A 24,012-nucleotide genomic window follows, 5' to 3' on the forward strand; every position below is an offset into this window, starting at 1 on the left:
CCAAAGCGGAGGGTGACGGCCGAGCGCTTCTTAGCGCCGGTTACCCACAACGTCCATGCACGGCGCATGGACTTGCGATGATGAGAGCCGTTCGCATAAAGGGTTTGAGCCTCGCGCGGGGCGAGCGGACCCTGTTTTCGGGGCTCGATCTGGCGCTCGAAAGCGGCCAGGCGGCGACCCTTCTGGGCCGCAACGGCGCGGGCAAGACCAGCCTGCTGCGCGCGGTCGCCGGACTGCTGCGGCCCCAGGCCGGAACGATCGCCTTCGAAGGCGCCGACGGCGCCTCCTTGGAAGCAGAAACCGCCCGCGCCGAAGGCCTGCACCTGGCCGGCCACCATGACGGGCTGAAGACCACCCGCACCGCTTGGGAGGAACTGCTGTTTCAGGCCTTGTGGACCGGCGGGACGGAAGCCTCGGCCCGCGCCGCCGTCGAGCGCCTGGACCTGTCGCGCCTGCTCGACCTGGAGGTCCGCCGGCTGTCGGCCGGTCAGCGCCGCCGTGTTTCACTTGCTCGCCTGCTGGCCAGTCCGCGACCGCTGTGGCTGCTCGACGAGCCGATGGCCCCGCTGGACGCCGGCCACCGCGCCCTGTTCGGCGAGATCCTGGCCGAACACCTGGCCGGCGGCGGCCTGCTGCTGGCCGCCGTGCACGATCCCCTGCCGATCCCCGCCCGCGGCGTGGAGATCGGCGGATGAGGGGTTTCGTCGTTCTTTTCCGCCGCGAGCTGGCCCTGGCCTGGGGACGCGGCGGCGGGCCGCTGCTGGCCCTGGCCTTCTACGCCTGCGTCGTCACCCTGCTGCCGCTGGCCGCCGGCCGCGCACCCGAACGCCTGGCGGCCCTGGCCCCCGGCATCGCCTGGCTGGCCCTGGCCCTGGCGGCCCTGCTTTCCCTGGAGCGCCTGTTCGAGCGCGACTTCGAGGACGGGGCGCTGGACCTGCTGGCGCTGGGCCCCGCTCCCCTCGAGGCGGTCGCCGTGGCGAAATGCCTGGCCCACTGGCTGGCGGCCGGCGCGCCCCTGGCCCTGGCCGCGCCCATCGCCGCGGTGATCCTCGGCGCCTCGCCCTCGATCGCGCCGCTATTGTTCGTCTGCGCCCTGGCGGGAGGTCTCGCCTTCTCGTTCCTTGGCGGACTGGGCGCGAGCCTGGCCTTGGGCAGCCGCCGCGGCGGCCTGCTGGTGGCGGTGATCGTCCTGCCGCTCTACGCCCCGCCGGTGATCTTCGGCGCCGGCGCGCTCGACAGCCTGGCCGGCGGCCTGCCGTGGACGGGCGGCCTGCTGTTCCTGCTGGCCTACAGCGCCGCGGCCGTGGCGCTGAGCCCCCTGGCCATGGCGGCGGCGTGCAGGAACGCGCTGGACTGAGGGATCGACGAAAGGGTTCCCCCGCAGGTCGTTTTCAACCATCCTGCTCCCGCCTGAGGCGATCGCCGCCGCGACCGCTCGCAACCTGGCGCAGACGCGATGTTCGAGAACGCTTTCCTCCGCCCCCGCCTCGACGGACAGCCGCGGGAAGACAAAAGACGCCTCTATGCGCGTATCGATCATTTCGAGCCCGACGCCGTCGTGCTCGAGGCGGTCGATGCGGCCTTCTTCGACACCCTCCCGGCGATCGCCGGCATCGACGCCTGGTCGGAGTTCTCGGCCAGGGCGCCGATCTTCGTTCTTCATGATCGCGACAACCGTCAGACGCCGCCGCCCAGCGGCGAGTTCGACGACTGGCCCGACGCCATGCCGCCCCGATGGTACGAAATCTCGATCAGGCCCGGCGGCGAGTCCCTGTTGTTTTTCAATCTCTTTCGCGAGCCCCAGGCGACCACGGTCGAAGAGGTCAAGAACGTCGATCCTGGGATCTCGCGCAAACTCGAAGAGATCCTTGATCTGGAGCCCCTGCAGCGCCAGCCCCGCGAAATCCAGGACGTGCTCGACGCGGTGACCGGCACGATCGACTGGATCGGCGTCTACGACATCGGCCAGGGCAATGCGAACGGCCTGTGCGACAGCGGCGAGACGCCCTTGGCCTATTTCGATCTCGGCGGCGGCGTGAACACCAACCTCGCCACCTTTCCGGCGGCGCTCACCGACTTCTGCTATCAAGCGTCTCCGCCCGTGGTGCTGTCGCACTGGGACTGGGACCACTGGTCGTCGGGCGCCAAGTTCCCGGGCGCCCAGGCCCTGAACTGGATCGCCCCGGCCCAGAGCCTGGGCGTGGTGCACAGCACATTCGCCGCGGGCCTGCATAGAGCCGGCAGGCTGTTCATATGGCCCAACACGCTGGCCACCCTGTCGAGCGGCCAGATGACGATCCACAAGTGCACCAGCATGGGCGCCAACAGAAACCACACGGGCCTGGCCATGGAGGTGCGCGGTCCAGCGGGCCAGCCCCCGATCCTGTTGACGGGCGACGCGCGCTACACGGCTATTCCCGGCGCGGTCAACGCCACCTTTACGTCGCTCGTCGCCCCCCATCACGGCGCGAACATGTCGAGCCACGCGACACCCGCCGCCAGCGGCCTGCCCGGCGCCCGGACCGCCTATTCGTTCGGCCAGGGCAACTCGCACCAACATCCCACGATGACGGCCTTCAAGGACCACGCGGCGGCGGGATGGCCGCATTCGATGCTCGGCGCCAGCGTTCCAGTCGATCGCGACACCACCAATCGCGCCCTCGGCGGCTTGGGCCACCTGGGCCTTGGTTGGCGATCCCCGGCGTCCTTGCCCGGGCACAACTGCACATCTCCCGGCTGCTCGGTCGCGCTTCGGCGCACATGAGCGGCCTCAGGGGGTCAAACAGGCCGCCTCGACCACCGTGGCGTCCAGCGTGCCGGCGGTCGGGGCCTGCCAGTCCTGCTCGAAACGGTAGGAGTCCTCGGTCCCTTCGAGGTTGTTCTTCGGGTAGCGGAAGGCGGCGGCGTTGCGGAAGCGACCGGCCGTGCAGTCTACCTCGACCAGCACCTTCTCGGAGCGGAAGGCCGGGGCGTCCGGCGCCTGGGCCTCGGTGCGCGGCAGGCGGAACTCGTGACGGACCCAGACCTGGCCCTGCGGCTTGCGTCCGTCGTTGCCCTTGGCGGTCTTGGCGAACATCAGCACCGCCCCCTCCTCGGCGGCGGCGAAATAGGGCCAGCCGTCGGCCCGCACCCGCTCGGCCCAGGGCGGCATGGCCTTGGCCTTTTCCTGGGCCGTGACCGTGACCCCGTCGATATCGGCGGCTGCCTTCGCATCGGCCTGCGGCGCGGCGGGCGGCGCTGAAACCGGCGCGGAAGCCTGGGCCGCCAGCAGCAGCCCGGCCGCACCAACGGCGATGAGAAAATGAGCGTCCACCCTGCGGCCTCCCGTCGGACGCGCATGCGGCGCCCTTTTCTTCTTCCATGGTCACGGTAACATGGGTCGACGAACGATCAACCGGCCGGCAGGGGAGGCCGTACCGAATGACCAGGATCCGAACGGCCGGCAAGGCGCTGTCGCTGCTGGCCGCCCTCGCCGTGGCGAGCGCCGCCCAGGGCGCGCCGACCCGCAAGGAAAGCTGGGGAAAGCCCGGCGTCAGCTACCTGAAATACCGCACCGACGCGGCCGAGTGCCTGCACTATGTCGAGACCCTGGCGCCAGTGAAGCTGGCGCTGGTGGACCTGACCTTCGGCATGGACGTTCCGGTCGATCCGGATCTCGGCGCCTTCGAACCCTCCACCACCGGCGCGGCGCAATCGGCCTACGCCTATGCCGAAGCCTACCGGCTGCGGATGAACCGCCACTGGCGCAACGTCCGCGACCAGGCGACCCCGGCCCTGGAGAAATGCCTGGCCGAGCGCGGCTACAGCCGGTTCAAGCTCAGCGAAGCCGAGCAGAAGGACCTGAAGGACTTGCGCGTCGGCACGCCGGCGCGTCACCTCTATCTGTGGCGGCTCGGTTCGGAGCCGCGCTGAGGAGGGCAGGCCAATGAGCCTGACCGAGATCGCCCGCTTCGCCGACCTGGCCGAGGCCCAGATCGCCGCCTCTCGGCTGCGGGCCGAGGGCGTGCCGGTGCTGCTGCAGAACGAGCACTGGGGCGCCAGCGACTATCTGATGACCATCGCCATGGGCGGCTTTCGCCTGTGGGCGCCCGACAGCGACGCCGACGAGGCCCGGCGGCTGATCGAGGACCTGCGCGGCGGCGCGATCCCGCCAGAATTGGACCCCGAGCCTGAAACCAAATCCGACGTGCTGGCCCACGGCGCTTCGGCCGGCAAGGCGGGCGCGGCCCTGCTGCTGGCGGCGACCTTCGGTCCGGCGGCCGGCCTGTTGCTGGACGGCAAGCTCCACGACGGCCGGATCCGTCTCGCCGCGGCCGGCGTCACGGGCCTTTTCCTGCTGGTCGGCCTCGGCGCCTGGCTGATGGTCCTGCTCGGTTAGGCGTATCGACATTCAGCTGTTCGCGCCCTTCCAATCCGTGTCTCCCCGCGAAGGCGGGGATCCAAGCTGGACTTCAGGATGAGGCGCGGCCGTGGATCACCTGCGGACTTGGCTTGGGTCCCCGCCTTCGCGGGGATGCTCGGTGAAAAATGAGCTCAGGCCGGTGACTGTCGATCGGCCTTAGGGCGCGGGGGCCGGAACCGCCTGCAGGCCGTCCGGATCGGCGTGCCGCTCGCCCAGCACGGTGATGAAGCTGCCGGCGATGATCATCAGGCCGCCGACGCCCAGGGCCAGGGTCAGGTGGTCGCCGAACAGCAGCACGCCGATCGAGGCGCCCATCAGCGGCTCGATGTTGATGAACACCCCGGCGCTGGCGCTGCCGACGCGGGCTGAGCCGAACTGCCAGGCCGCCGTGGCCAGCAGGGTCGACAGCACGCCCAGGCCCAGCACGCCGATCCAGGCCGTCGGCGAAAGATCCAGCTTCGGCGGTCCGTGCATGATCAGGGCGATCGGCAGCACGGTGAGGGCCGCGACGATAACCGTCACCGCCGGAATGGCCATCGGGGTCGGCGGCTTGGGCGCGCGTTTCAGCACTACCAGCCACGCCAGGAAGATGAAGAGGGAGCCCAGCGACAGGGCCACGCCCAGGGGCGAGCCGGCCCCGTCGGGTCTGCCGGCGATCAGGGCCGCGCCCAGCGTCGCGGCCCCCACGCCCATCCACGAGGCCCGGCTGACCTTCTCGCCCATGACCTTGGCGCAGACGGCGATAAGGGCCGGCATGGCCCCGACCAGCAGGGCCGCCAGGGTGACGCTGACATGGGCCAGCCCCTCGAACTGCACCATGAAGGCCACGCCATAGAGCGCGCCCGACAGCAGCATCACCGGCGAGCGGAAGAGCGCGCGGGCCTCCTTGGTCCGCAGGGCGAAGGGCGCGGCCACCACGGCGGCGACGGCGAAACGCAGCAGCACCATGTGGGCGGCGTCGGTCTCGCGCAGGATCAGTTTGCCCAGCGGGAAGCCGAGGCCCCACAGCAGGCCGGCGAGGATCAGGGCGAGGAAGGCGACGCGTTTCATGGGGGCCTCATGCCGCATTCGGATACGGCGGGATATGGGCCTTACCCGTGTCAGGACCTGTCAGCAGGCCCCTGCAGAACATGAAATTATCGAAATGAGCCAAGGCGCGGCCCGGAGGCCACACCGCCAAGTACTTGATTTGTCAGCTCTTCGTATCGCCGATCCGGATAGAGCTTCATTCGTGTAACATTGTTCACATCTTCAGACATTTTCGCGCCACAACGGGCTTCAACCTAGGCCGCAGTTCGTATCCGCCCCTGTCCAAGGAGATCGCCATGCGCCTCGCCCTCAAGTCCCTCGCGATCGCCGGCGCCGCCGCGCTCACGGCCGGCGTCGTCGCCGCCGCGGCCCAGACCGCCGAGCCCCCGGCCCCGCCCAAGCCGCCCGCCCCGCCGGAAGCCCCGGAACCGCCGCCCCCGCCGCCCGGTATCGACCACCTGACCTTCCGCGGCCCGCCGCCGATGGCCATGCGCGCCCACCGCGACCCGGAAGCCCGCGCCAAGCACCTGCGCGACGTGCTGCAGCTGACTGACCGCCAGGAAGGCGCGCTGAAGGCCTACATCGCCGCCACCGGCCCCAAGGAGCGCCCCGAGCCCAAGCCCGTGCGCGACGACGGCCCCGGCGCTAAGGGTCCGGGCGCTGAAGGTCCCGGCGCCGACAAGGCCCCGCCGACCACGCTGGAACGCCTCGACCGCCAGGCCGAGCAACTGGCCAAGGTCACCGCCGAGTTCAAGGCCCGGGCCGACGCCACGCGCGCCTTCTACAACGCCCTGTCGCCCAGCCAGAAGAAGGCCTTCGACATCCTCGGTCCCGAGGTCGGCGGCGGTCCGGGCGTCGCCGTGCGCCGCATCGAGACCCGTGGTCCCGGCGGCCCCGGTTTCGAGCGCCGCAGCGAGCGTCGCGTGATCATCGAGCGCAAGTCGGGCTCGTAAACAACCGAGACGATTGCGGGCGTCCTTCAGCCGATCTAAGTCAAGGTCGATGGGCGCCCGCAACAACAAGAACCCTTTCGACTTCCTGGCCAACCCCGAGCGGTTCATGGCCTTCTCGCGCTGGGCCGCGCCCATGTTCGGCGCGATCGCCGGCGTGCTGGCCGTCATCGGCCTCGTCCTGACCTTCATGGTCCCCGAGGATTACCAGCAGGGCGACACCGTGCGGATGATGTTCATCCACGTGCCGGCCGCCATCCTCGCCAGCTTCGTCTATCTGTGCCTGGGGATCGCCAGCTTCCTGGCCCTCGTCTTCCGCCACGCCCTGGCCGACGCCGCCGCCCAGGCCTGCGCCCCGTTGGGCGCGGCCTTCACCGTGCTGGCCCTGGCCACCGGCTCGCTATGGGGCAAGCCGATGTGGGGAACCTGGTGGGTGTGGGACGCCCGCCTGACCTCGGTGCTGGTGCTGCTGCTGTTCTATCTCGGCTATCTGGCCCTGCGCGGCGCGCTGGACGACGAGCAGAAGGCCGCCCGGGCCGCGGCCATCCTGGCCCTGGTCGGCGTCATCAACCTGCCGATCGTCAAGTTCTCGGTCGAGTGGTGGAACAGCCTGCACCAGGGCTCCTCGACCCTGTTCGCCAAGAGCGAGGACCGCCTGCCGGCGGTCTACGCCTGGCCGATGCTGGTCATGTGCCTGGCCTATCTGTCGGCCTTCGGATCGCTATGGCTGGTGCGGATCCGCGCCCTGGTCTGGCGGCGCAAGGCCCGGGCCCTGGCCCTCAAGGCGGCGGAGGCCTAAGCGCGTGCACTTCGATTTCGACGCCGGCAAGTACGCCGTCTATGTCTGGCCCGCCTTCGCCCTGTCGGCGGCGGTGTTCGTCTGGATGATCGCCGACAGCCTGGCGAGCGCCCGCCGCTGGCGCGCCGAGGTCGAGCGCCGCGAAGCGCAAGCGAAAGAGCGGTCCAAGTGAAGCGCTGGCTGGCCTTCGCGCCGCTGATCGTTCTGGCCGCCCTGGCCGTGCTGTTCGCCGGCTACGCCTTGAAGCGCAATCCGCAGGTCAGCCCCGACGCCCTGGTCGGCAAGCCGGTTCCGGCCCTTTCCCTGCCCGACCTCGACAGCGGCACGCCCGCCGCGATCCGCCAGGCCGGCGACGGGCCGATGCTGATCAACTTCTTCGCCTCCTGGTGCGCCCCCTGCGAGGTGGAGCATCCGCAGCTGATGGCCCTGAAGGCGCGCGGCGTGCGGATCGTCGGCGTGGCCTACAAGGACGCCCCGGCCAATACCGAGGCCTTCATCGGCCGCTTGGGCGACCCGTTCGCCGCCCGGCTGGTCGATCGCGACGGCCGCGCGGGCGTCGAGTTCGGCGTCACCGGCGTGCCCGAGACCTTCATCGTCGACGCGAAAGGCACGGTGATCGCCAAGCACACCGGCCCGCTCACCCCCGCCGACCTCGACGCCCTGGTCGCCAAACTGCGGTAAACGGCCGCGCGCCGCCGGCCTTAGAACCGCGTTAACCACGCTCGCGCACCATGCATTAACCATGCTAGCTTGCGCGTCATGAGCACTGTTCGCCCCACCGGCCTGCCTGCCGTCCCCGCCCGACCCTCGTCCGGCGGCGTGACACCGGCTGGCCAGTCGCGCGCGGCGGCGTTCTTCCAGGCGGCGGTCACCGAGGCGACGGGCGCGACGACCACGCGCCCGACCCAGTCGGCGATGAGCGTGCAGCTTCAGACCCAGACCCAGCCGCAAGCCCAGCGCACGGCCCCCAAGACCTTCACCGCCCCGACCGAGCAACCGCAGAAGGTGCTGCGCCCGGGGTCGCTGCTGAACATCGTGGTCTGATTTCCTTCTCCCCTTGCGGGAGAAGGTGTCGGCGAAGCCGACGGATGAGGGGTCGAAAGGCCTCTGCGAATTTCTGAGAGACCCCTCACCCGACCTCCTTCGGAGGCCACCCTCTCCCGCAAGGGGAGAGGGAACGGATCAAGCCGCCTTCTTGGCGTCCTTGTCCTTCTTGGCCTTCTTTTCCTTCTTCGGCTTGTCCGCCTTCTCGGCCTTGGGCTTCTTGGCCTTCGGCTCGGGCGGGGGCGCGTGGAGGTCGACGGCGGCCATCTCGGCCAGCAGGTCGAGGAAGCCGTCGCGCTTGCTGGCCTTCAGCAGCGAGAGGATCCGGGCGTCGGCCGCGCCGACCTTCGGCAGGCTCTCTTCCAGCACCAGGCGGCCGGCGTCGGTGAGGCGTACGGAGTTGGCGCGGGCGTCCTGCTCCGAGCGCTGACGTTCCAGATGGCCCTTGGCGATCATCCGGGCGACCATGTCGGCCAGGGTCGAGCGGTCGATGCCGGTGGCGCGGACCAGACCAGTCTGGGTGACGCCCTCGTGCTCGGCCACGGCGGCCAGAACGGCGAACTGGCGCTGGGTGATTCCGCCGGCGCCGGTCTCTTCCACATAGATGTCGAGCGCGGTCTGCAGCACCCGATGCAGCAGGTGGCTGGGCGAACGGTCGAGAACCCCGACCTCGCGCGCGGCGGTCTTGTCGCTCTTGTGCTTGGCCATGTCGTCCGCCCCGTTTCCGTTGACGGACGTCCAGCTAGCACGGTTACGCGTCGGTTTGACGACAGATGGTCCGTGGGCGGTGGATTAGAAACCCGCGTCCGGGGGCTCGGGGGTCTTCTGGTCGTCCGGCTTGGCCATGTGCTTCATGATGAAGGGCGTCTGGGTCAGCGAGAAGACGATCGCCAGCGGCAGCAGGGCGATGCGGAACTTCACCCAGGTGGGCGTGTCCTGGGTCAGGCGCACCACTTCGTTGGCGATGGCCGCCAGAGCGAAATAGCCGCCGTAGCGCAGGGTCAGGGTCCGCCAGGCGGCGTCCGACATGTGCAGGGCCTCTCCCATCAGCGCCTTCAGCGGCGCGCGGCCCATCAGCGCCCCGCCGATCATGAAGGCGGCCAGCAGGCCGTTCACCACCGTGACCTTGATCTTCACGAAGACGTCGCTGTGGAACACCAGGCCCAGCACGCCGAAGAACAGCGCCATCAGGCCCGAGAATAGCGGCAGCAGGGCCACGCGGCGCTCGAGGGCGTAGCCGACGACCAGGGCCAGGGCCGAAGCGGCGACCAGCACCCAGGTGGCGGTCTGGAAGTTCTTGGTGACGAAATAGGTGGCCGCGAAGGCGATCGGCGCGCCGTAGTCGACGGCGGTGCGCACCCAGGCGGTCTTCTTCTTGGCCTGGGCTTCTGGGGCGGCGGAGTTCTGCTCGGTCACGCGCTCAGTCCTCCAGCCCGACCAGCGAGCGCGAGAAGGCGCGGGCGTCGAACGGTTGCAGATCATCGACCCCTTCGCCGACGCCGATCAGCTTGATCGGGCTGTCCGAGGCGCGGGCGACGGGCACCAGCACGCCGCCACGGGCGGTGCCGTCCAGCTTGGTCATGACGATGCCCGAGACGCCGACGCTGTTGCCGAACACCTTTTCCTGGGCCAGGGCGTTGCGGCCGACGGTGGCGTCGAGCACCAGCAGGGTCTCGTGCGGGAACTCCGGATCGACCTTCTTGACCACCCGGATGACCTTCAGCAGCTCGTCCATCAGGCCCTGCTTGTTCTGCAGGCGGCCGGCGGTGTCGATCAGCACCACGTCATAGGCCTCGGCCTTGGCGCGCTCGACGGCCTCGAAAGCCAGGGCGGCGGCGTCGCTGCCCGTGGGCCTGGACATGAAGTCGGCGCCGGCCCGGTCGGCCCACACCTTCAGCTGCTCGACGGCCGCGGCGCGGAAGGTGTCGCCGGCGGCGATCAGGACGCGCGCGCCCTTCTCGGTCAGGTCAGCGGCGATCTTGCCCAGGGTCGTGGTCTTGCCCGAGCCATTGACGCCGATGAACAGCACCACATAGGGACGCGGTCCGCCCAGCGGGTCGAAGCGGCCTTCGCGGTCGGCCAGCTCGGCGGCGATCAGCTCGGCCAGGGCTTCCTTGACCTCGTGGTCGGTCGAGGCCTTGCCAAAACGGGCCTTGCCGAAGGCGTCGGCGATGCGGGCGGCGATCTGCGGGCCGAGGTCGGCCTCGATCAGCATCTCCTCCAGCGCGTCCAGCTGCTCCTGGTCCAGCGGCTTCTTGGTGAAGGCGCCGGTGACCTGCTCGGTCATCTGCTGGGAAGACCGGGTCAGGCCGGCCGTAAGGCGCTGGAACCAGCCTTGTTTCTGCGAGGGCTTTTCGCTCATCCGCGCTCCTGTAGCGACCCCTGGGGAAAAGTGAAGACGCGATTTACGCACCCCCTCACCAAATCCCTTACTGGGCAACGACTTTTTGTCACCGCCCCTTCCGACCAAGGGATTTAACTAGGTCTCAAGTCGGACGACGTCGCTACGTTCCGTAAGCGACCCAGTTGACCTTCTTGGCGAAAGTCGTCGCCGCGATCGGCGTGGTGTCGCCGGCGCCCGTGGGCTTCCAGGCCTTCAGCAGGAACGAGCCGGCCGCCGGCGCGCCGGCCTGGTCACCGATCGACGCGGTCACCGAGGTGCAGCCGGCGACGGGGTCGTCGTTCAGCGTGGCGACCACGGCGCTGACCGTGGCCAGGCCGGTGACGATGGTGTTCGAGGCCGCGGCCGTCGCGGCCTGGCCGCTGGCGCTCTTCAGGCTGCCGGCCACGGGGCCGTTGGTGCGGGTCACGGTGACGTTGCCGGCGGCCGGCACGGTGGCGACCTTCAGGTGATAGGCGCCGTCCGAGGCTTGCACCAGGATCAGGTCCTCCACCTTGAGGAAGTCGCGGTAGTTGTTGAAGTAGCCGGCGGCGGCGATCGCCGCGATCAGCGCGGCTTCGCGATAGTGCCAGAAGCTCAGCGACGGCGAGACGTTGTCCGCCGGCGCGACATTGCTGATCTTGGTAATGTTGAGTTCGTTGAAGGCCATGACGGGCGGGCTCCGAATGCGACCGCCACGCCGGCGATCTCCCAGGAACGCTAGCCCTGGGAGACCGCCCGCAACGCCAGCCTAGGAGACCTGCCGCACATAGAGCCGCCTGAACCGGGCCGTCACGGCGCCGACACCCAGGCACCGCGCCTTCATCCTGGCGTTACAGGTCGAAATGGTCTTGGCCGCGTCATAGGTGATCGGCTGGGTCTCCAAGGTCAGGGCCAAGGCGCCGGTGGATGGGATGACCCTGCGGCTTCCCGTGGTCCGCGCCATGTACCCCTGGTCAAAGCTGCCGTCGGTATAGTTGAAGTCCAGCTGGCTGCTGAGATCCGCGAGGTTGGTGAAGCCAGCGTCCACGTCGACCTGACAGCCGACTACGTAGCGCGCCCCCTTGGTCGGGAAGAGCGCGGCGCTGAGCGACTGAGTGATGGTCACACCGCCGAGCGTAGTTCCAGAGGCGTTGTTGGCTGTCAGAGCCGCCACGATCTCCTTTACGCCGTCGCCCCGGGTGTTGACCGAGAAGACCGTCGAGCAGTTGGTGTTGTCGCGCGCCGCCGTGAACGAGGCCGGCAAGGTTCCGGTGTTGCCCGTGCCCACCGATCCTCCCGTCCCCGTCGCATAGTCGGCGTTTGCCACCAGGCTGCCCACCAAGCTCGGATCCGACGGGGCCGGCACATAGGGCAGCAGGCCAGCGCCAAGCGCCGCCCCGCCGGCGATCCCGCCGGGCACGTCCAGATGCAGGCCGTCGTAGGAGAAGCCGGTGTCGAAGACGATCGGCGCCGTGGAAGCCAGAAGCGCCGCCGCGAGATCCACGACGATGACCCGCCGGTCCGCCGCGGCCAGCGCGCGGATCTGATCGTTCAATCCCCCCGCGCCGTGGAAGCTTGCGGCCTGCTCGACCGTGAAGGCTTCGCTGCCCGGGTTGGTGCAGATGACCGGGCGCACGCCCAGCTGCAGGGCGCGCTCGGCCATGGCGGTGAGGTTGGCCACGGTCGTGGCCAGGGATATGCCTTTGCCCGGATCGTTCACCCCGGCCAGCGCCAGCAAGAAGGCGGGGCGGCTGGCCAGGGCCGGCTCAAGCCAGGTGTCGCGGATCTGGGTGCTGCTGAAGCCCCCGGTCGCGAACTCGCCCGTCAGGTGGAAGGCGTGCTTGTTGAGCATGTTCGCCCAGAGGATGTGACAGCTGATCGCCCCCTGGATGCCCTTGGCGTCGAACGACATGACGTCGGTGATGCTGTCCCCGATCGGGGCGACGGCGTTGGGCGCGACGGCGATCGGCGAGGTCGATCGGCCGCGGCCGCCGACCTGCGGCCACCCACGGGCAAGGCCATAGGATGTGGGAAGCGGCATGATCCCTCCTCAACCCAACTTGATGTACACGCCGGTCGGCGCGCCGCCGGTGGCGGCCGGGCGCACCGTGGCGTTGTCCCAGACCACCACGCCCTTGACGCCGTTCTGGGTCAGGCTGCCGTTCTCGACGTCGATCCAGCTGGCATTGTCCGGCCCCAGGTACTGGAGCTTGATCGTCGCCCCGTTCCAGTTGGCGGCTACCATGGTCAGACCGTAGGAGCCGGCCGGTATACCGCTGACGATCGGGCCATACGCCCCGTTGGCGATGTTCAGATTGGCCGCGAGGTCATAGGCCGAGCCCGCCCCGCCCGCATCGACGAACGCCAGGGTGGCGCCGGCGCTGATCGCCACGACCATCGGCGGATCGCCGGCCGTGGCGAACGCACCGCTCTCGCCGTCGACGGTCGAGCCCGGCTTGATGAACACCGAGCCGCTCAAGACCCGAACGATGGCCTTGCCGGGGGTCTGTCCGAAGTCCGGAGCGGCTTCCGACACGACAACGTCGCCACCGACCTGCAGGCCCTGGCCTCCATAGACGTGGTCGTTACGCCGCCAGGTGATGTGGATCTTGGCCAAGTCGCCCTCCGTTGGTCCGCATGACCAACCCTAGGGCCGCACCGCCTGCGGCAACGCCGCCCCTCGACTCTTCGGCAAAGTTCCGGCTTTGTTCGCGCATGCCCGGATCCTGGCCCATCGCCCCCAACCGCATCACCCTGCGTGTCTGCGCCGACCTCGACTGGCGGGTCAGCGCCCACTGCCCGGGCTGCCGCCACAGCTACGACCTGAACCTGGCCAAGGCCGCCGACAAGCCGCCAGGATCCCGCCCAATCGTGGAGTTGCTCAAGGACGGCGCCTTCGCCTGCCGCACGCGTTGCGCCGGCCTATCGGCCAACGCCGTGGACGTCAGCGCTATGGAGGTGGGGGTGTTGCGCTATGTGGCCCGGTTCCGGGCTTCCGACCTCAACGGGGTGCGGTCGGTGTCGGCGGAAGCGTCGGCGCCGGATTGACAGCGACGACGGCCGCCGGCGCGGCCGGCGCGGCGGCGACCTGCACGCTCAGGGCGCGCAGGCTGTCGAGCTGCTTTTGCTGGCCGTCGTAGATCGACTTCAGGCCGAAGCCCGCGACCCCCAGCACGGTGACGAAGGCCAAGGATCCGCCCCAGCCGATCACCTTGAGCAGAAGACCCCAGCGCGAGGCGCAGGCCTTTTCGTGCTCGCTCTGCCAGATCTCCACCGCCGTCATGCGCTCGGCCATGGTGTTACCCTTCGTTGGCGCCACCCGCCCCTCCTAACGCTCGGCCCGAAGGCCGGGGTTCACTTCTTGCCGACGGCGGTGGCCACGGCCGCCGCCACCTGGGGCACGACCTTTTCGGCGCTGCGACCGATGACGTAGCCACCCAGGCCCAGCTGCACGATGTCCCACAGCTTCAGGTACTCATCCTGGGAGAGGTTCGGCGCGGCCAGGCCGAACCAGCGGGCCACGATCAGACCGCCGAAGACCAGCATCAGGATCGGCCGCCAGCTATTGGCCAGGAAGCCTTCGCTCTTGGCCTCGGCCAGCACGATGTTGGCCCGGGCCGTCAGCTCGGCCAGGTCGCCCTGCTGCTGCAGCTCGAGGAGCTTCAGTTGCGCGGCCGCGCGGTTCGCCGCGTCGGCCACCTTGTCGGGCCACAGGCGGTCGATCAGCTTACCGCCCAGGTCCAGCGCTGCGGAAATCGGCTCCACGGCCATGATCAGATCCTTTTGAGGTTTTCGGCGATCCGTTGAGCCCAGCCCCGGCCATAGGTCGGCCAGGTCGGCAGGTCGTTGAGGAAATCGAGACGCCACCCGTTGAACCGCGCCGCCAGGCGCTCGGGATCCATCGCGCCGATCGCGCGCAGGGTCACCGGTCCGATGTCGCCGTCGGCCTTCACGCCGACAGCGCGCTGCAGGGTCTTCTTGGCCGCATCGACGCCGCTGTTCACGGCCATGTCGAAAATATCGAACGCCGCGACCGGCGCATGGTCGCAGGCGCATTTGAGCCAAAAATCGCGATAGTAGATCGCTTTGGCCCGGGCCAGGGTCAGGGCTTTGATGTCCTCGCCGGGATACGAGCGCTTGCTGATCCCGTACTTGGTCTCGCCGCCCGGATCGCGGGGATCGTTGACATAGCCGCCCTCGTGGCCGAGCAGGCGCTCGAAGGCTTCGTCGAAGGTGATGGGTGCGTTTGTCATGCCCGTACTGTGGCCTGCCTCTGGAAGCGGCAACGCACAGAAGAAGCGGCCTCTAGAAAGCTATGCTGTTATTCCGCCGCCACTCCCCATCGCGGACCCAGGCCAGCGGCGAACTGCGCGCCGGTCGGCGAGACTTCCAGGCCCCACGCCCAGGTGACGATCGCCAGAACGTTCTCCTGGAAGGGGTTCCCAGCCGAACGCGTGAAGTAGGCGTTGCATTCGACCAGGTCACCGTCGAACGACATTTGCGGCGCGACCTTCCTTAAGCGGAAGCCGTAGCCTGCCAAGTACTCGACCAGTTCGCTCAACAGGGCCTGATCCTGATAGATCGGATAGAAATGCGCCTCGAGTTCGATCGCGACGCATTGGTGCAGCAATGCGCCGAACCCCTTCAACACTTCCAGCTCGTGGCCTTGCACGTCCAATTTCAGGATGTGCGGAACAGGCGCGTCCAAGCCGTCGTAACGGCGGCACGACACCGTCTCGACCGCGACCGTCTCAAAGCAGGGCGCCACGGCGTACTGCCCCAAGACATCCCAGTTGGGACGATGCAGAGATGAACAGTGAGGCGCGGCCGCAATGAAGAGCGGGCGGTCCCCGTCAACGTCGGAAAGAGCAGCCTCGATCACCCTGGCCGCAGGCATCGCCGCCCTCAGTTCAGCGGCGTCCTTCGCTGAAGGCTCAACCAGGGTCAACGCCAGCTTCCAGGCCACTTCCTTCCAATACGAAGCGACGCCTCCGGCGGCTCCGACATCGACAAGGTTTATTGGCCCTTCCATGGGTTGATTCTGGGCCATCGCTCGACCAGGCGTCAACCGTCAGATCTCGAATTGGCCCGACAGGCGCAGCCTCGCTCCATTGGCGCCGGGATAGGTGTTGTCGTAGTTGCGGATCGCGCAGGTCGCCCCCGAGATCTCACCCGTCAAGGCTTTGCCCGACACGCCGGTTTCCCGCCCCGTCATGAAGGACACGATGCCGCCCGCCGCCGCGATCGGCAGCGTCACAGAAATGAGGCCCGCGCCGGTGCCGTTCACGGTGATGGGGAGATCGAACAGGAGCTTGCAATTCCCTCCGTCGCGGATGTAGCGCCCCGCGACAGCCCCGAGGGTCGTGATCACGCCGACGTTGGCCGTGACGGTCGGCGTATACAGGGTCCAGGACCGCGGGTATTCGCAGGTCAACCGCCGGGCGGCGGTCGGAAGACCCTGAACTTCGGACTGATCCCAGCGGATCGCACAGGTCACGTCCTCCCATAGCTTGTCGATCACCGCATTGGCTGTGGCGCCGACAAGACCGGCGGAAGCAGCGAAGCTTAGCGCCGGCGCCGAGGTGTAGTCCTTCCCAGGGTTGGTGATCTCGATCGACGTCAGCGCGCCGCCGGCGACGGTGAAGGTCGCCGCGGCCCCACTCCCGCCGCCGCCGGTGAAAGCCACCGCAAAGGTTCCGTTCGCGCCGCCGGTCCCGGCCGCCGTAATCGCAGCGTCCATGACGCCCCGCGATCCGGTGGCGAAGTCGTTGTCGAAGAACTCGCCCGAGCAGCCCACGAAGCGGCCGATCACGCCGTCTACCCCGATGACCGAGCACGACTTCACCGACAGCTTGATCGTATTCTCAAAGTCGAACCCCCGGATGGTGTTGGCCGCGCCGCCGATGCTCAGGTTCACGCTGTCGAGACTGACGCGCGACACGTTGCCCCGCGCCTTGATCACCGCCCCTCCGGTTCCGGCCTCCATCTGACCGCCGCGAATATTGACCCGCGTGATCGCCTTGCCGGCCTGCCTGCCGTCCAGCTCGATCGCCGATCCGCCCGCGCCAATCTGCCCGAAAATGCAGTTGTCGATCGTGAGCACATAGGCGCAATAAGCGATCAGGCCGCGAGCATCGACCTGGGTCGCCAGGTTCGTCACACCGGAGATGCGGAAGGCCTCCGCCTGCGCCACCGGGCCGGTCGTCGCGTCCAGCTTCACGCCGATCTTGTGGCCCTGCCAGTAGCCGTCCTGGATGAAGCAGTCCGGCGCGCCGTACCTTGAATGGTAGCAGGTGCCGTTGTTGATCATCCACGAGTCGATGAGCCCGAAGTTGTCAAAGCCATCGTTGGCGATAGCCGTGACGAAGCCACCCATCTTGAGCCCCGTGAAACGGGTCGGCAGGCCGTCCAGGTTGGCCTTGCGCAGACGGATCCCCGCCTCCTGGACAAATCCCGCGGGGTCGCTCAACACCAGATCCCGCAGGTCGAAGTAGCTGCTTTGGATGTCGATCCAGATCGTGCAGACCCCGCCAGGCTGGATCAGCGTCGCCGGGCCTTCACCTCTGATGATCGTCTTGTTGGTCTTCACCGGCAGATTGCTGAAGACGATCGGGTTGAGAAGCCAAGCCACGCCATTCGGTGGGCGAGGGATCAGCAACTCCCCGCCCACCTGGTTGAAGTACGCGATCGCGCGCGTCATCGCCGCCGTGAAAGCCGCCGCGTTTCCGCCCACCAAGTTCTCGGGGACCAATCGGAAATCGTAGATCGAAAGCCTATCGCCAAGACGAGCTTCAATCGTCCTGAAACTCCCGCCCGTCGGCGGCTGATACGCGATGGCGGCCGCCGCCGCCGGGACGCCGGGGATTTGCCCCTCCACCCCGATGACCCGTCCATCGAGGTCCAGGGCCAGAAACTGGCCAGCGCCGGCGAGCGGCAGGATCGACCCCGGCTGTCCGAGCGGAGATCGAACCGCGCGATCGACATCGCGGCGCAGCTCCTGCAGTTGGGCCTGGAAGCCGGTCGCGTCGCCTTCCAAGGTGGCGGTGCGCACCGCGCCCCCAGGCGGATGCGCTCGGTCGCGCGCCGGCGGCAGCAGCCCGAACACCTGATACTGGTCACCGTCCAGCGCCGGAGAGGCGAGCCGCACGGTGAAGCCGCTCTCGATCTCTCCGACGATCTCGAAATGCTGCAGATCGAAGATCGCCTCCGCGCTCCCACGCACCCGTCGGACATAGATGCCGACGGGCGCGCCGAATTTGTCACGGAGCAAGGGGAAGTCGGCCGCAAGATCGGTCTGCCCCTCATTCAGGGTGACGGCGGCGGTCAGGCGGTCGTTGAGCGCTAGGGTTCCCATGCGATCAAGATCAAAGCAGTTGGAGCGGCGCAACGCCCATCGGGCCGGCGCTGACGCGGTTACCGACCGGGCGTGGCCTGCCCTTCCGGCCACCATTGCTCCTGGCCCATCTCGCGCTCCAGCCGGCGGCGCTGGCGCTGGAACGCCGCTTCGGCCTCCGGATCCAGAGCCCGCTGCATCTGGTCGACCACGGCCCGGTCCCAGGCCGTACGCAGCCACCACAGCGACGACCAGGGCGCGTATCGAGCCGCGGCGCGGCTGAGGTCGGCGCCGACCTTGGCCCCTTTTACCGCCTCGCCGAAATCCTCGCCCTGGGCCATGGCTCCGGCGATCTCGACGATGTTGCCGCCGGTCAGGTCCCACAGGTCCGAGACGGCCGCCGCCGGCGCGCCCATGGCCGTCATGGTGCTGGACTTCCCCGCCCGCGACTGGGCGCTGTAGAAGAAATCGCCCAGGATACCCAGGCCGCCGCCGGCCAGGATCGCTGCGCCCCAGAACTTGGGGTCGTCCATCGGGCGCGGCTCGTTGCCCTTGACCAGCTCACGCAGTTGCATGCCGGCCGCGCCGGCGATCGTCAGGGGGATGAACAGGCTTGCCGCATGGGCCGCCATCGGCGCCAGCCAGTTGCGCGGATCCCCGGCCATGCCGCGCGCCGCCAGTTCCCGGCTCCACAGATAGGTCTGGGTCACCGTGAAGCTGCGATAGGCCGCCAGGCTGCGGTTGATCTCGCCGGCGATCGTGCCCGGCCGGGTGCGGCCGATCAGCTGCGCCTGGGCCCAGAGCGATGGCTCGGGCACGGCCAAGCGCGTCTGGCGCTCGATCATCTCCGAGACGCGCAGGCCCAGCTCCGGATCCACGCGCGAGACGGCGACGGGCGAAAGGAACCGCGCGCCGGCTTCGGGCTCGTCCGCCTCGGCCGTGGCGATCTTGCTCCACTCGGCCTCGGTGAAGCCACGGGCCTGCAGGGTTTCGCCAAACAGCCGCTCCTCGCCATCGGCGCTGGCGACCAGGTCGGCGATCGTGAGATCCTTCAGGTCCCACAGCCGCCCCATGAACTCGTGCTGGAACGACCAGCGGCTGGCCGCCATGTTCTGGCTCAGCAGCTGCAGGCGATAGACGGCGATCGGCACACGGCGCGCGAACCAGTTGGCCCCCGACGCGATCTTGCCGCCCACCGTGTGGGCCCGCAGGAAGTCCTGGGTCGAACCGGCCAGCTGGGCCCGCGCGCCTTCCAGGATGAAGCCGGTGCGCCGGGCGGTCCTTCGGGCATCCTCGCTGAACATGTGGCCAGCCCAGGCCTTGAAGTCGCCGCTCTTTGAAAGGCCCGTCAGGGCCCGGGTCTTGGCGGCGAAGACCGGGTTGCTGACCAGGTCGTTGACGACGGCGCTGCCGAGCTGCGCGCCCGACACATAGGCCCGCGTCGCGCCGGCAACGTCGGCCAGGGCGCTGCGCCCGTAGGGGGTCGATAGTTCGCCGGTGAAGACGCCATACATGCGCTCGGCGTTCTCCACCGCCGCCCGGGCCTTCTTCATCGCTCCGTCCGAGCCGGCGGCGTCCTCGATGGCCGCCTCACGCAAGGAAAAGCGCTTCAGCCAATCGAACTGGTGCGCCGCGTTCGGCCCCAGCACCTGCATCTGGGCCACCTCGCGCGCCCGGAGGTCCAGGTGCCCCATCATCGCGGCATAGGGGTCGGCGCGGCCGAACCTGGCCTGATAGGTCATCCAGCTGTCGGCGTCCTTGAAGATCAGGAAGCGGCCGTCCTGGTGGCGGTTGGCCAGCACGCCCTGCCCCAGGTGCTCGCCCGGCTTCAGCTTGCTGGCCCCGCCGGTGACGATCGCGTCCCACACCTCGCCCAGCACGAAGCGCAGGCGAGGCTCGGTGAAGGCCTGGCCGGTCACCCGGTCGATCATCCGGTCGCGGTTGAGCATCGGCGCGGTCGCCTCGACCCAAGCGTCCTTGCCCATGTCCTTGATCGCCAGCGGGTCGTGGGTCTGCGGCAGGCCCCAGCCTTCGATCTTTCCGATATCCCCGCCGGCGGCGTTGAACATCATCCGAACGTGTTCGTCCGCGCCCGCCCACGCCTTGGCCATCTGCTTGGCGGCGACGTCGCCGGTGTCCTCGCCGAAGGCCTCGCGCACCAGGTTCTCCAGCGTCGCCCGGGCGGGATTGCGAAAGCCCCCCAGGTCGCTTTCGAACGTCTCGCCCAGCTGGGCCATCATCGCGTCGAGCTGGCCACGAATGGCCTGGTACCGCCCCTTGACCGAGGCGCCCGGCGCGCCGGAGATCCCGCCGTCGCCGTCAATCAGCTGCTCCAGGAACACCGCCGCCGTCGCGCCCTTGCTGTAGGGCCCCTGCGGCGGCGGCGCGCCGCCCTGGATCCAGCCGTCCTTCGGCGGCCGCCCGCCACCGCCGCCCAGCGCCTTGACGTCGGTATAGCCGCGCCGTTCCTTCCAGGCCGCAAGGTTCTTCAGCGCCGACCGGCGAGAGCGCACCGCCAGCACCCGCAGGCGGCGCTTTCTCAGATCCTCGTCCTCCAGGAACTTCATGGTGGCGCGGGCCGCCTGGCGGTCGGCCTCGTCGGGCGAGAGGGTCTCGGCCGCCGCGGCGTGGGCGGCGTCGTAAGCATCCTGGGCGGCGGCGGCCACGTCCTTGTCGATCTCGCCCGCCTCGGCCGCCTCGACGATGCAGTTGCGGAAGTCGGTCACGAGACCTCGACGATTTCGTAGGAAGCCTCAAAGATTTCGGGCTTGCACGGATAGAATTCACCCGCGACGCCCCTGATGACCCAATCGCCGGGCGTCACCCAGTGGGCACCTTCCAGCGTGTTGATGCTTAGGCGCCGCTGCCCGTCGCCGTCGGTGTCCATGTAGGCGGGCGTCTGGGATCCGCGCGTCCAGTCGATGATGTCCCGGTTGCTTTCGGGCGTTCCCACGGCCTGTCGCGCTTCGATGACGACCGGCTTCTTCCGATAAGTGGCCATATTCACAATCCCGGCGCGCACTGGGCGAGACGCTGGTGAGCCCGCGCCTCGGCTCCAACCTCGGGCATGATGTCTCCGAACAGGTCGGGCGCATCGCGCGCGGCAGAGACCACGAGTTCACCGGGCCCATCGACGATGGGGGGGAGAGGATCTGCAGCTCGCACCTGATCTGGCGAGAACACCACATACACGTCATCTGGAAGGTCGATTTTGCCGCCATCGAACGTGTTCTTCAAAATGGCGCCATCATGCCCGGCCTCTTGGGCTCGCTTAAGTAGTTCGTTGTAAGTAATCTCGCGATATTCGGAACCCTCGAAATCATGGACAAGCGGGCTCTTCAAAGACAGATAGTATCGACCAATGTGCCCTTCAACGTCCGTGTTTAACTCTCTTTCCATATGATCGAATGTCGGAATAGCATTTGCTGCTTCCGACAGCGTCACCTTGGCCCTATTGGCTATCTCGAATAGTTCAGATTGATTTTGCAGATGGCCGAACGCATTCTTACGCGTCTCCGTAAGCCACCAGCCAATACCCGCGTCGTCGCCCGCCTTTCTCACAAAGTTCTTCCCGCGATCGGAGATTTGCTCAATCAGCTGTTCAGCCTCGAAATCAGTGAAACGCCTCTGCTTGCGGGCGGCCTCCATCATTTCCCGAACAACCGGTTCGACCTTGGACTCGGCGTCCTGGATCGCTTGCGCTTGACGAGCGCGTTCAGAGGCCTTGACCCGGTTCGGCGCATACTCCAGCGCCGTTTGTTCTGAGCCAGCAAAGAAGAACCCCCTCTTCGCCGAAGCTGCTCCGGTATTGCTTCCCAGCTTTTCAGGGTCGAAGCGCTCGATGCGGGCGGCATGGGTGCCGTGAAACACAATCCGTGGCTGACCATCTGGCATTACGGCCTGACTACCTTCGAACCAGGATTTGAACTCCGGGGTCTCAGTTGGCTCGACCTCCAGCCGGGCCTCCTCCGGCTTGGGCTCGACCTGCGCCTTCGCGGCCGCGCCGGTCGGATCGTCGAACCCCTCGGCCACGGCCTTGGCCGCTGGCGAAGGAGGTTCGGGCGAGAGAGCCACGCCGCGCAGGTCGTCCAGGCGCTCGCCAGCCTTCAGGGCCTGGCGCAGCCGCTGGGTCACCGCCTTGGCCGCGTCGGCCGGGGCCGCTCCCTTAACCACCTTGGCGGCCGCCTCGGCCATCGCCTCGCCGATCGGGCCGGAACGCAGGGCCAGCTTCGCCGTCAGTTCCAGGGCCGCGCGATCGACGGCCAGCCGCTGCTCGTTGGCGTCGCGAGCCAGGGCGTTGCCGCCGGCCTCGATGGCGTCGGCGTGCTTGATCAGGCCGGAAAACAGCTTTGCGTCGCGCGCCAAGCCGCGCTTGACGCTGGCGGCCACCTTGGCCCGGGCGGCCATGGCGCTCACCGAGGGGTCGTAGCCGAAGAGGTCGGCCTGGTCGCCCTCGCTGCGGATCCAGTCGTCCTGCAGGGCCTCGACCACCATGGCCCGGGCCTCGTCGGCGTTGGCCGGCTCCCCGCCCTTCAACAGCTTGACCATGGCCTCGTGCAGGTCGGGCCGGTCGCCAGCGATCTGGCCGATCTCGGCGCCGTAGCGCTCGGGGATCACCTTGTTGACGACGGCGCCGAAGGCCTCCGGCGACAGTCGCGAGAGGGCGCGGGCCTGGCCCATGAACTCACCCGTCACCGGCAGGCTCTTGTCTGCGGCGGCGTCCGGCGCGTCGCGCAGGATCTTGGCCGCGTCCAGGATCGTGCCGGAGCCCTCGCGGATGTTCTTCAGCGCCGCCACCGTGCGCACCTGGCGGGCGGTCCAGCCGTCGGTCGCGCGGAAGAGGTGGCCGTCCAGGGCGACGTCTTCCCACCCCTTGTCGAGCATGCGCAGGGCCAGGCCCCGGCGCTGGTGGCCGTCGGCCACGAACAGCGCGCCGGCCTCGTCCTGCCAGACGATCGCCTTGCCGCTAGCCGTGGCGTCCCAGGCCTCGACGCCGCGCAGGCGCGCGGTCACGCCCTCCCCGTCACCGTCGGCCTTGTACTGGAAGCGGCCGGGATCGGCCTGCAGCACGCGTGGATCGAACCGGCCCGCATAGATCGGCCGGCCGCGATAGTCGGCCTGGGCCGACAGGGTCACGCCCTCAGGGCCGCCCAGTTCGGCCGCCGGCGCAAACGACAACTCTTCTAGGTTCTGGGCCGCCGGTGGCCTGGGCGGCGGCGCGGCGCGCTCCAGGCTGTCCAGGCCCGCCTCGAAGGTCTCGCCGTCCTGCCCGCCCACGGCCGCTTCGTCGCGGACGGCCTGGTCGATCACTTCCGACAGCCGCGCCCCCGCCTCCCCGCGCGGCGGCTTCAGCGCGCCGAACGCCCGCTTCAGGCCAGCGCCCGCCAGTTCGAACGCGCCGCCGGCGACGCCGCCCAGGACGATGTCCGCGCCCGCCTCGCCGGCGGTGTAGTCCGGACCCGCGACACGGGCGTCCGCCGCGCGGTCACCCACCTGCATCAACTCGACGCCGGCCCCGGCAGCGGTCTGGATGGCCATGCGGCTAAGCAGCGGCCGCGCCGCGCCCCAGCCGCCGGTGATCAGCGCCACGCCGGCGTTGCCCGGGTCGGTGAAGCTGCCGGCCACGCCGCCGACGAAGCCGCCGGCCGCCCCCTGAAACCCACCGCCCTGCGAAGCCTCGTCGGCCCGAGCGCGGATCCGGCGCAGGCCCGCGTCTAGGTCGGCGGTCATCTGCGACCGGGTCAGGATCCCGTCCAGCGCCTTTGGGTTCTCGCGCCGCAGCTTGTCCAGTTCGGCCTCATAGGCGTCGTCGGCCATCACCCCCGGCTGGCGCAGCATCCAGGCGTTGACCTGGTCGCGCAGCCGGAAGACCGGGCTGTTTTCGATCGCGTCGCGCTGGGCGGTCGGCTCGCCCGCCAGGCTGTCGGGCAAGGCCAGCTTTCGCCCCAACCTCTTTTCGACCTCGCGGTGACGCTCCCACAGCATGGCGCGCAGGTCTTCCTCGCGCACGCCGACCCGCCGCGTCATGGCGTAGTCGTCCACCGATCGCGAGACGGCGTCCCAGAAGGGAACGGGGGCTGTGTTGGGGCCTGA

Annotated in this window: 27 protein-coding genes; 11 read left to right on the forward strand and 16 right to left on the reverse strand. The window is 68.8% G+C overall.

The features are described 5' to 3' along the window. Positions 1–77: 77 nt before the first annotated feature. From ccmA to AC07NS_RS04985, 3 genes are all read left to right on the forward strand, one after another. Positions 78–695, forward strand: a complete 618-nt coding sequence (gene ccmA, locus AC07NS_RS04975) for a heme ABC exporter ATP-binding protein CcmA (RefSeq protein ID WP_494601924.1) — start codon at positions 78–80, stop codon at positions 693–695. Beyond that, positions 692–1,357, forward strand: a complete 666-nt coding sequence (ccmB, locus tag AC07NS_RS04980) for a heme exporter protein CcmB (protein WP_494601925.1) — start codon at positions 692–694, stop codon at positions 1,355–1,357. Before ccmA ends, ccmB begins: the two co-directional genes overlap by 4 nt. Before the next feature lie 99 nt (positions 1,358–1,456). Further along, complete coding sequence (locus tag AC07NS_RS04985; protein ID WP_494601927.1) at positions 1,457–2,764, forward strand: ComEC/Rec2 family competence protein; 1,308 nt, start codon at positions 1,457–1,459, stop codon at positions 2,762–2,764. 6 nt (positions 2,765–2,770) lie between these two features. On the opposite strand, the gene AC07NS_RS04990 is transcribed toward AC07NS_RS04985, so the two are convergent. Beyond that, a complete protein-coding gene (locus tag AC07NS_RS04990; RefSeq protein ID WP_494601928.1) occupies positions 2,771–3,313 on the reverse strand; it encodes a surface-adhesin E family protein in 543 nt (180 codons plus the stop codon). A gap of 107 nt (positions 3,314–3,420) precedes the next feature. On the opposite strand from AC07NS_RS04990, the gene AC07NS_RS04995 reads away from it, so the two are divergent. Together AC07NS_RS04995 and AC07NS_RS05000 are read left to right on the forward strand one after the other, a co-directional pair. Further along, a complete protein-coding gene (locus AC07NS_RS04995) occupies positions 3,421–3,912 on the forward strand; it encodes a hypothetical protein (protein WP_494601929.1) in 492 nt (163 codons plus the stop codon). 13 nt (positions 3,913–3,925) lie between these two features. After that, on the forward strand, positions 3,926–4,378 hold the full coding sequence (locus AC07NS_RS05000; protein WP_494601930.1) for a putative signal transducing protein: 453 nt from the start codon (positions 3,926–3,928) through the stop codon (positions 4,376–4,378). A 180-nt stretch (positions 4,379–4,558) separates the two neighbouring features. Here AC07NS_RS05000 and AC07NS_RS05005 read toward each other — a convergent pair whose 3' ends face one another. Then, on the reverse strand, positions 4,559–5,452 hold the full coding sequence (locus AC07NS_RS05005; RefSeq protein ID WP_494601931.1) for a DMT family transporter: 894 nt from the start codon (positions 5,450–5,452) through the stop codon (positions 4,559–4,561). Positions 5,453–5,727: 275 nt separating this feature from the next. On the opposite strand from AC07NS_RS05005, the gene AC07NS_RS05010 reads away from it, so the two are divergent. From AC07NS_RS05010 to AC07NS_RS05030, 5 genes are all read left to right on the forward strand, one after another. Continuing rightward, positions 5,728–6,384 (forward strand): Spy/CpxP family protein refolding chaperone, encoded by a 657-nt coding sequence (locus tag AC07NS_RS05010; RefSeq protein ID WP_494601932.1) that lies wholly within the window; start codon positions 5,728–5,730, stop codon positions 6,382–6,384. Between the two features lie 49 nt (positions 6,385–6,433). Continuing rightward, on the forward strand, positions 6,434–7,180 hold the full coding sequence (gene ccmC, locus AC07NS_RS05015; protein WP_494601933.1) for a heme ABC transporter permease CcmC: 747 nt from the start codon (positions 6,434–6,436) through the stop codon (positions 7,178–7,180). A 4-nt stretch (positions 7,181–7,184) separates the two neighbouring features. After that, a complete protein-coding gene (gene ccmD, locus AC07NS_RS05020; RefSeq protein WP_494601935.1) occupies positions 7,185–7,352 on the forward strand; it encodes a heme exporter protein CcmD in 168 nt (55 codons plus the stop codon). Further along, the gene (locus AC07NS_RS05025; RefSeq protein WP_494601936.1) at positions 7,349–7,861 is read left to right on the forward strand and encodes a DsbE family thiol:disulfide interchange protein; all 513 of its coding nucleotides are present in this window, start codon (positions 7,349–7,351) and stop codon (positions 7,859–7,861) included. Before ccmD ends, AC07NS_RS05025 begins: the two co-directional genes overlap by 4 nt. A 78-nt stretch (positions 7,862–7,939) precedes the next feature. Then, positions 7,940–8,224 (forward strand): hypothetical protein, encoded by a 285-nt coding sequence (locus AC07NS_RS05030; protein WP_494601938.1) that lies wholly within the window; start codon positions 7,940–7,942, stop codon positions 8,222–8,224. A 138-nt stretch (positions 8,225–8,362) separates the two neighbouring features. Here the strand turns inward: AC07NS_RS05030 and AC07NS_RS05035 are convergent, their stop codons facing one another. The 6 genes from AC07NS_RS05035 to AC07NS_RS05060 all read right to left on the reverse strand — a co-directional run bounded on the left by AC07NS_RS05035 (position 8,363) and on the right by AC07NS_RS05060 (position 13,203). Further along, positions 8,363–8,932, reverse strand: coding sequence for a MarR family winged helix-turn-helix transcriptional regulator (locus AC07NS_RS05035; RefSeq protein ID WP_110121155.1), 570 nt, complete (start codon positions 8,930–8,932; stop codon positions 8,363–8,365). An 84-nt stretch (positions 8,933–9,016) separates the two neighbouring features. Continuing rightward, a complete protein-coding gene (locus tag AC07NS_RS05040; RefSeq protein ID WP_494601939.1) occupies positions 9,017–9,640 on the reverse strand; it encodes an inner membrane-spanning protein YciB in 624 nt (207 codons plus the stop codon). Between the two features lie 4 nt (positions 9,641–9,644). Then, the gene (ftsY, locus tag AC07NS_RS05045) at positions 9,645–10,586 is read right to left on the reverse strand and encodes a signal recognition particle-docking protein FtsY (protein ID WP_494601940.1); all 942 of its coding nucleotides are present in this window, start codon (positions 10,584–10,586) and stop codon (positions 9,645–9,647) included. A 142-nt stretch (positions 10,587–10,728) separates the two neighbouring features. Then, the gene (locus AC07NS_RS05050; RefSeq protein WP_494601941.1) at positions 10,729–11,274 is read right to left on the reverse strand and encodes a hypothetical protein; all 546 of its coding nucleotides are present in this window, start codon (positions 11,272–11,274) and stop codon (positions 10,729–10,731) included. Between the two features lie 81 nt (positions 11,275–11,355). Continuing rightward, positions 11,356–12,627 carry an SGNH/GDSL hydrolase family protein gene (locus AC07NS_RS05055; protein ID WP_494601942.1) on the reverse strand — a complete coding sequence of 424 codons (1,272 nt, stop codon included), beginning with the start codon at positions 12,625–12,627 and terminating at the stop codon, positions 11,356–11,358. Between the two features lie 9 nt (positions 12,628–12,636). Further along, positions 12,637–13,203 (reverse strand): hypothetical protein, encoded by a 567-nt coding sequence (locus tag AC07NS_RS05060; protein ID WP_494601943.1) that lies wholly within the window; start codon positions 13,201–13,203, stop codon positions 12,637–12,639. Between the two features lie 98 nt (positions 13,204–13,301). Here AC07NS_RS05060 and AC07NS_RS05065 point away from each other — a divergent pair, with 98 nt between their 5' ends. Beyond that, positions 13,302–13,634, forward strand: a complete 333-nt coding sequence (locus tag AC07NS_RS05065; RefSeq protein ID WP_494601944.1) for a hypothetical protein — start codon at positions 13,302–13,304, stop codon at positions 13,632–13,634. Here AC07NS_RS05065 and AC07NS_RS05070 read toward each other — a convergent pair. The 8 genes from AC07NS_RS05070 to AC07NS_RS05105 form a co-directional block, all read right to left on the reverse strand. Further along, positions 13,588–13,905, reverse strand: coding sequence for a hypothetical protein (locus tag AC07NS_RS05070; RefSeq protein ID WP_494601945.1), 318 nt, complete (start codon positions 13,903–13,905; stop codon positions 13,588–13,590). The genes AC07NS_RS05065 and AC07NS_RS05070 overlap by 47 nt on opposite strands. A 35-nt stretch (positions 13,906–13,940) precedes the next feature. Then, the gene (locus tag AC07NS_RS05075) at positions 13,941–14,357 is read right to left on the reverse strand and encodes a 3TM-type holin (RefSeq protein WP_494601946.1); all 417 of its coding nucleotides are present in this window, start codon (positions 14,355–14,357) and stop codon (positions 13,941–13,943) included. Between the two features lie 2 nt (positions 14,358–14,359). Next, positions 14,360–14,839, reverse strand: coding sequence for a glycoside hydrolase family 108 protein (locus AC07NS_RS05080; protein ID WP_494601947.1), 480 nt, complete (start codon positions 14,837–14,839; stop codon positions 14,360–14,362). A 68-nt stretch (positions 14,840–14,907) separates the two neighbouring features. Further along, on the reverse strand, positions 14,908–15,636 hold the full coding sequence (locus AC07NS_RS05085) for an FkbM family methyltransferase (protein ID WP_494601948.1): 729 nt from the start codon (positions 15,634–15,636) through the stop codon (positions 14,908–14,910). Between the two features lie 21 nt (positions 15,637–15,657). Further along, positions 15,658–17,973 (reverse strand): hypothetical protein, encoded by a 2,316-nt coding sequence (locus AC07NS_RS05090; RefSeq protein WP_494601950.1) that lies wholly within the window; start codon positions 17,971–17,973, stop codon positions 15,658–15,660. 26 nt (positions 17,974–17,999) lie between these two features. After that, the gene (locus tag AC07NS_RS05095) at positions 18,000–20,645 is read right to left on the reverse strand and encodes a hypothetical protein (RefSeq protein ID WP_494601951.1); all 2,646 of its coding nucleotides are present in this window, start codon (positions 20,643–20,645) and stop codon (positions 18,000–18,002) included. Then, positions 20,642–20,920: a hypothetical protein gene (locus tag AC07NS_RS05100; protein WP_494601953.1), complete on the reverse strand. Its 279-nt coding sequence runs from the start codon at positions 20,918–20,920 to the stop codon at positions 20,642–20,644. The genes AC07NS_RS05095 and AC07NS_RS05100 overlap by 4 nt, the downstream gene beginning before the upstream one ends. A 2-nt stretch (positions 20,921–20,922) precedes the next feature. Further along, entirely contained in the window at positions 20,923–23,961 is a 3,039-nt protein-coding gene (locus tag AC07NS_RS05105; protein ID WP_494601955.1) for an ADP-ribosyltransferase-containing protein, read from the reverse strand. Between the last annotated feature and the right edge of the window lie 51 nt (positions 23,962–24,012).

The organism is Caulobacter sp. GW821-FHT10A10, assembly GCF_059415745.1.